We start from the raw sequence: 6,478 nt of genomic DNA, 5'->3' as shown, positions 1-6,478 counted from the left end.
CGCCGTAACCGCAGCCACCGTAGCCGTAACCGCCGTAGGCGGGCGCCGCCCCGTAATAGCCGTAGGGGGCCGGCTGGTAATAATAGTCGCGCCGGTAGCTGCTCGCCGCGGCGATGCCGGCGGCCGTCACGGCGGCGGCGCCGAGCGCGAACGGGATGGCCCGCGATCCGCCGCGATAGCCGTAGGCGCGATAGCCGCCGCGATAGCCGCCCCGATAGGCGCGGCGCTGGGCGCTCGCGTCGACCGTCGCGCCGCTGAGGTCCGGCGCGCCGTGAACGGCGGGGCCGCTGCGCGTCGCCGGGGCGGCGGATGCCGGGGCGACGCCGAAGCCGGCCAGCGCCAGGGCGGCGGCGACCGTGACGATGCCCTTGGTGGTCCTCTTGTCCATGATGTCCTCTCGATGCTCCGGGGAGACCGGAGTGTTGGTCGGCAGCGCGGAATAGAGGAGCGGGACAGCGTCCGGATGGACGCTCGGGAAACGCCCGACCCTTCCGACCGATGGAAGGACGCCGGCATGGTACGCACCGGCGCGGTGAGAACACACAACGTCCGGTGCGGTGGTTGGTTCCGGGGTCCCCGGGACGCAGGGCGTCGCTCAGGCGGCGTCGCCGGCCTCCTCGGCGGCGAGCCGCGCCCGCCAGTCGTTCCGGCGCCGCAGCATCGAGACGGCGGACAGCACCAGGAGCCCGGCGCAGATCGCGATAAGCACTGCGGCGATCGGCCGCTGCACGAAGATGCCCCAGTGCCCGTTCGACATCACCAGCGACTGCCGCAGGCTCATCTCCAGGATCGGCGCGATGACCAGGCCGAGCACCAGCGGCGCCGGGTCGAAGTCGAACTTCCGCAGCACCCAGCCGAACACGCCCATGGCCAGCATGATCCACACGTCGACGATGGAATGGTTCACCTCGTAGACGCCGACGATGCAGAACATCACGATCAACGGGTAGAGATACGAATAGGGGATGCGCAGCACGCTGACGAACAGGCCGACCAGCGGCAGGTTCAGGGCCAGCAGCATCACGTTGCCCACATACATCGAGGCGACGAAGCCCCAGAATACGTCGGGATGCTCGGTGACGAGCTGCGGCCCGGGCGGGATGCCGTGGATCAGCAGCGCCGCCATCAGCACGGCCGTGACCGGCCCGGTGGGCAGGCCGAGCGCCAGCATCGGCACGAAGGCGCCGGTCGAGGCGGCGTTGTTGGCCGACTCCGGTCCGGCGACGCCGGCGACCGCGCCCTTGCCGAACTCCTCCGGGGTCTTGGAGAGCCGCCGCTCCAGCGCGTAGGACAGGAAGCTCGAGATGATGTGGGCGGAGCCCGGCACGATGCCGATGACGAAGCCGAGCACGCTGCCGCGGCCGATCGGCGCCGCCGCGGCGCGCCACTCCGCCCGGTTCGGCAGCAGCTCGGAGAGCTTCGGCGACACCACCTTCGTGGTGACGCTGCGGCTCGGCGTCGAGAGGATCTCGCCGAGCCCGAACAGGCCGACCGCAACCGGCACGATGCCGAGGCCGTCGCCGAGCTCGGGGATGTCGAAGGCCCAGCGGAAATGGCCCGTCATCACGTCGATGCCGACCATGCCGAGCAGCAGCCCGATGCTCGCCATCAGCAGCGTGCGGACCAGCGAGGTCGCGGACATATAGGCCAGGAAGACGAGGCCGAGCACCAGCAGCGCGGTGAACTCCGGCGGCCCGAAGCCGAGCGCGAAGGTGCCGAGCGGCGGCGCCACCAGCGTCAGCATGATCACGCCGAACGTGCCGGCGACGAAGGAGCCGACCGCGGCGATGCACAGCGCCGCGCCGCCGCGCCCCTTCTGGGTCATCGCGTAGCCGTCGATGCAGGTCATCACCGAGGCGGCCTCGCCCGGGATGCGCATCAGGATCGAGGTGGTCGAGCCGCCGTATTGCGAGCCGTAATAGATGCCGGCCAGCATGACGATCGCCTTGGTGGCGTCGAGCCCGAACGTCACCGGCAGCAGGATGCTGATCCCGGCGAGCGGACCGATGCCGGGCAGCATGCCGACCAGGGTGCCGACCAGGCAGCCCATGAAGGCGTAGAGCAGCACGTCCGGCCGCAGCGCGACCGAGAATCCGAGCAGCAGGCTGTCGAATGTCGCTTCCACGGAGTTCCCGATCTAGGACCAAACGGGGGCGGGCGGCAGCGGCGCCTTCAGCACCATGCCGAACAGGAGCCAGGTCGCGAGCGCGACCCCGAGGCTGAACAGCGCCGCCGGCAGGACCCGCCGGCGCTCGACGAGGCCGACCAGCCCGAACAGCAGGAGCGACATGGTGATCAGGAAGCCGAGGCGCGTGTAGAGAAAGGTGGCGACCGCGGTCGCGACGATGACCCGAAGCGCATGATCGGCGTCGCTCCAGTGGTCGGCGGCGAGGCGCGGGCCCGCCGTGCCGCGGAACACCAGCACGGCGCCGAACACCATCACCAGCGCAATGGCGATCATCGGCATCATGCCGGCGCCTGGCATCGCCAGCGAGCCGACCGGCAGGTCGCCGCTCGACGCCCACAGCGCCGCTCCACCGGCCAGCACGGCCAGCCCCGCCACGACGTCGCGGCGGACTTTCATGCCGGGCCTCCGCAAAGGGGGGCGCCGCGCGAGCCGTGGTCCTCAGCGTCGTCATGCCCGCGCTCGTCGCGGGCATCCACGTCTTTCCAGTCCAGCGGCAAGTCAGGGCGTGGATGGCCGGGACAAGCCCGGCCATGACGGCTCTCGAGGTCGGGCTCGCGCATGACGATCGCGATCGCCCCCCTCATCCCTCCACCTTGCCGATGCTGCGCACCGCGTCCTCGATGCGGCGGGCGTCGACGTCCCAGAACGCCTTGAACTCGGCCTGGTCCTGATAGGCGACGTCCTGGCCGATGTTCTTCATGGCCTTCTCGAAGGCCTCGGTCTTCACCGCCTCGCGGGTGACGTCGCGCAGCTTGGTGACGATCGGCTCCGGCGTGCCCTTGGGCGCGAACAGGCCGACCCAGAGGTAGTATTCGAGATCGAAGCCGAGCTCCTTCATGGTCGGGACGTCGGGCAGCGACGGCGCCCGGGTGGCGCCGAAGCTGGCGAGCGGCCGCACCCGGCCGGCCTTCATCTGTCCGCTGGCCGCCGCGATCGACGACACCAGCGCCTGCGCATTGTTGCCGATCAGGGCCGTCACGGCGGGGCCGCCGCCGGCGGTCGGCAGATGCCGCACCTGCAGGCCGGCGGCCTTGAGGAACAGCGCCATCGGCAGATGCAGGGCGCCGTACAGGCCCGACGAGGAGAAGATCAGCTCGTTCGGCCGCTTCTTGGCGTCGTCGATGAACTCCTGCAGCGTCTTGTAGGGCTGCTTGTCGTTGACCACGAGCACGCAGGGATCGGCGATCAGCCGCGCCACCGGGATGAAGTCGTCGCGGGTGAACTTCGGCTTGCGGCCGAACAGCCGGTCGACCTCGGCGAAGCCGGAGATCGAGACGATGTGCATCAAGAGCGTGTAGCCGTCCGGCTTGGCGTTGGCGGCGAACTGGCCGCCGACCGCGCCGGCCGCCCCCGCCTTGGTCTCGATCACCATCGGCTGCTTGATGATCGGCTCGACCACGGCGGCGAACGGCCGCGCCACCACGTCGGCGGCGCCGCCGGGCGGGAACGGATTGATCACCGTGATGGCGCGGGTGGGGTAGTCCTCGGCGAGAGCCGGGCCGGAACCCGGCCCGAGCGACAAGGCAGTGGCCGAAACGGCGGCGCCGACCATCAGGCTCCGCCGGTCGATCTGACCGGGGTTGCTCACGTCGTCTCCTCCCTGAACCGGCGTTGATCGCCGTTGTCACGTCCGACTTTGCGTCCGGCGACGGTGCGGCGCAGCATCGAGGCGGCCCGAACCATCGAGCCGTCATCGTAACCGGCACGCTGTTGCGGTCAACACGGCGAGTCACGGGTTCCGGCGTTTGCATGCCAAGTGGCGGGCCGTCGCGATGCAATTCTGCACGCGGCCCATGCCGTTGCGGCTTTTGACAGGGCGGTGCGTCGTGTCGGACCTTCTGCGACCTGTGAACCCACTGGAGGAGACGACGATGCCGGCCTACTGGGTTGCCCGCTCGAAGATCAACGATCCGGTCGAGTACAAGAAATACACGGATCAGATTCCCGGCATCATCGCCAGGCACGGCGGCAAGGTTCTGGCGCGCGGGGGGCGTTACGAGATCCTGGAGGGGCCGGACAAGTTCCAGCGGTTCGTGGTGATCGAGTTCCCCACCTTCGAGCAGGGCGTCGCCTGCTTCCGCTCGCCCGAATACGACGCCGCGGCTGCCTTCCGCCGGTCCGGCGCCGGCGAGGTCGAGACCATCATGGTCGACGCCGGCGACGCGACCAGGTGAGCCTCGCGCACGGCGGCCGACGCCGGCGCCCGAGCCCCGTCACCCCTTCGGCGCGTCCTTCGGGGCGCGCGCCGTGAAGCGGGCCATGGCGGCCAGTGTCTCGTCGCTGACGTGGTGCTCGATGCCCTCGGAGTCCCGCTGTGCCGTTTCCGGGCTGACGCCGAGGGCGCACAGGAAGGCCTCGACCACCCGGTGGCGGGCGCGGGCGCGCTCGGCCAGATCCTCGCCGGCCCCGGTGAGGAAGACGCCGCGATAGGGCCGCTGCTGCACCAGCCCTTCCTCGGCGAGGCGCTTGAGCATCTTGGCGACGGTCGGCTGGGCGACCCCGAGCCGGGCCGCGATGTCGACCTGCCGGGCCTCGCCGCCGGCCCGGATCAGGTCGGCGATCAGCTCGACATAGTCCTCGGACAGCTCGATCCGGCGGGCGTGCCGGGCCTGCCGGAAGCCCTCGGCGCGGGCCTCTGCCGGAATTCCCACGGCTGGAGCGTCCGCCGGCGACATCGGCGGGTCGGCGCGCCGCACCGGGCGGGGCTTTTGTCGTCTGGTCGTCATCGGGCCGTCATCCGGAGGTCGCCGAGTCGGCGCCGTCACTGTCTTACCGGCGATCGCCGGCCGAAAACACCTCTCTCTGGCCGCGGCAAAGCAGAATAGGACCCTTGACGAAATAGCAAGGCACCCAATTTATAGCAACGGCTATAGTCGCCCGATGGAGCAGCGGGCCAGCATGGTGATCGAGACCTCCAGAGACGTCGGCGAGCAGGGGTCGGACCGTACCACCGACGCGATCCGTGACGTGCTGGCGGGGCGCCGGCACGGCCACTTCTCGTTCCTGCTGTTCGCCGGGCCGGCCGTGATCTCGTCGATCGCCTACATGGACCCCGGCAACTTCGCCACCAACATCCAGGCCGGCGCCAAGTACGGCTACACGCTGCTGTGGGTGGTGCTCACCGCCAACCTGGTCGCCATGGTGTTCCAGGGCCTGTCGGCCAAGCTCGGCATCGTCACCAACCAGAACCTCGCCGAGATCTCCCGCGACAATTTCTCCAAGCCCGTGGTCTGGGCCATGTGGATCGTCGGCGAGATCGCCGCGATGGCGACGGATCTGGCCGAGTTCCTGGGCGGCGCCATCGGCCTGTCGCTGCTGTTCGGCATCCCGCTGATGGCCGGCATGGCGATCACGGCCGTGATCACCTACGGCATCCTGCTGTTCGAGCGCGGCGGCTTCCGCGCCATGGAGCTGATCATCGGCGCCATGGTGGCGATCATCGGCCTCTGTTACCTGATCGAGGTGTTCATCGCGCCGATCGACTGGGGCGGTGCGCTGAAGGGCATGGTGACGCCGAGCATCCCGTCCGCCGACGCCCTCACCATCTCGGTCGGCATCATCGGCGCCACCGTGATGCCGCACGCCATCTACCTGCATTCCGGCCTCACCCAGGCCCGCGCGCCGGCCCGCGACGAGCGCGAGCGCCGCGCCCTGCTGCGCTATTCCAACCGTGAGGTGGTGATCGCGCTGGCCATCGCCGGGCTGGTCAACATGGCCATGGTGATGATGGCCTCGGCCGCTTTCCATCTCGGCCACAGCGACGTCGGAGAGATCGAGACGGCCTACAAGACTCTGACGCCGCTGCTCGGCGCCGGCGCCGCCGCCGTGTTCCTGATCTCGCTGATCGCCTCGGGCATCTCCTCGTCGGTGGTCGGCACCATGGCGGGCCAGCTCATCATGCAGGGCTTCGTCGGCTTCAACATCCCCCTGCTGGTGCGCCGCCTCGTCACCATGATCCCGGCCTTCGTGGTGGTGGCGCTGGGTGTCGACGCCACCAACGCCCTGGTGATGAGCCAGGTGGTGCTCAGCCTGGCGCTGCCGGTGCCGATGATCGCGCTGGTGTGGTTCACGGGCCGCAAGGACATCATGGGCCCCTACGCCAACGGTCGCGTGCTGCAGACCGTCGCCATCGTCGGCGCCGTCCTGGTGTCGCTCCTCAACGTCGTCCTGCTGCTGCAGACCTTCGGGGCGCTCGACGGCTGGCTGCCGGGGTGAGACATCGGTCACTCCGGAGCGCTGCGAAGCAGCGAGCCCGGAATCCGTAACCCCGGTCTGTGAGTATGGATTCCG

The 6,478-nt window shown here is 69.7% G+C and carries 7 protein-coding genes; 2 read left to right on the top strand and 5 right to left on the bottom strand.

The features are described from left to right. From CH341_RS15815 to CH341_RS15800, 4 genes are all read right to left on the bottom strand, one after another. On the bottom strand, positions 1-388 hold a 388-nt coding region (locus CH341_RS15815; protein WP_111419971.1), incomplete at its 3' end, for a hypothetical protein. A 207-nt stretch (positions 389-595) separates the two neighbouring features. Further along, entirely contained in the window at positions 596-2,125 is a 1,530-nt protein-coding gene (locus tag CH341_RS15810) for a tripartite tricarboxylate transporter permease (protein WP_245431085.1), read from the bottom strand. 12 nt (positions 2,126-2,137) lie between these two features. Then, on the bottom strand, positions 2,138-2,584 hold the full coding sequence (locus CH341_RS15805; RefSeq protein WP_111419970.1) for a tripartite tricarboxylate transporter TctB family protein: 447 nt from the start codon (positions 2,582-2,584) through the stop codon (positions 2,138-2,140). Positions 2,585-2,768: 184 nt separating this feature from the next. Then, on the bottom strand, positions 2,769-3,776 hold the full coding sequence (locus CH341_RS15800; RefSeq protein ID WP_111419969.1) for a Bug family tripartite tricarboxylate transporter substrate binding protein: 1,008 nt from the start codon (positions 3,774-3,776) through the stop codon (positions 2,769-2,771). Between the two features lie 283 nt (positions 3,777-4,059). Between CH341_RS15800 and CH341_RS15795 the strand changes: the two genes are divergently transcribed. After that, the gene (locus CH341_RS15795) at positions 4,060-4,362 is read left to right on the top strand and encodes a DUF1330 domain-containing protein (RefSeq protein ID WP_111419968.1); all 303 of its coding nucleotides are present in this window, start codon (positions 4,060-4,062) and stop codon (positions 4,360-4,362) included. Between the two features lie 39 nt (positions 4,363-4,401). Here CH341_RS15795 and mntR read toward each other — a convergent pair whose 3' ends face one another. Beyond that, positions 4,402-4,863, bottom strand: coding sequence for a manganese-binding transcriptional regulator MntR (gene mntR, locus CH341_RS15790; RefSeq protein WP_210208354.1), 462 nt, complete (start codon positions 4,861-4,863; stop codon positions 4,402-4,404). Between the two features lie 223 nt (positions 4,864-5,086). Here mntR and CH341_RS15785 point away from each other — a divergent pair, with 223 nt between their 5' ends. Continuing rightward, positions 5,087-6,403, top strand: coding sequence for an Nramp family divalent metal transporter (locus tag CH341_RS15785; RefSeq protein WP_111419966.1), 1,317 nt, complete (start codon positions 5,087-5,089; stop codon positions 6,401-6,403). Positions 6,404-6,478 lie beyond the last annotated feature (75 nt).

This window comes from Rhodoplanes roseus (genome assembly GCF_003258865.1).
Classification (GTDB): domain Bacteria; phylum Pseudomonadota; class Alphaproteobacteria; order Rhizobiales; family Xanthobacteraceae; genus Rhodoplanes; species Rhodoplanes roseus.
Note: the sequence above shows the minus strand (reverse complement) of the source record. Positions and strands in the feature narration are given on the sequence as shown.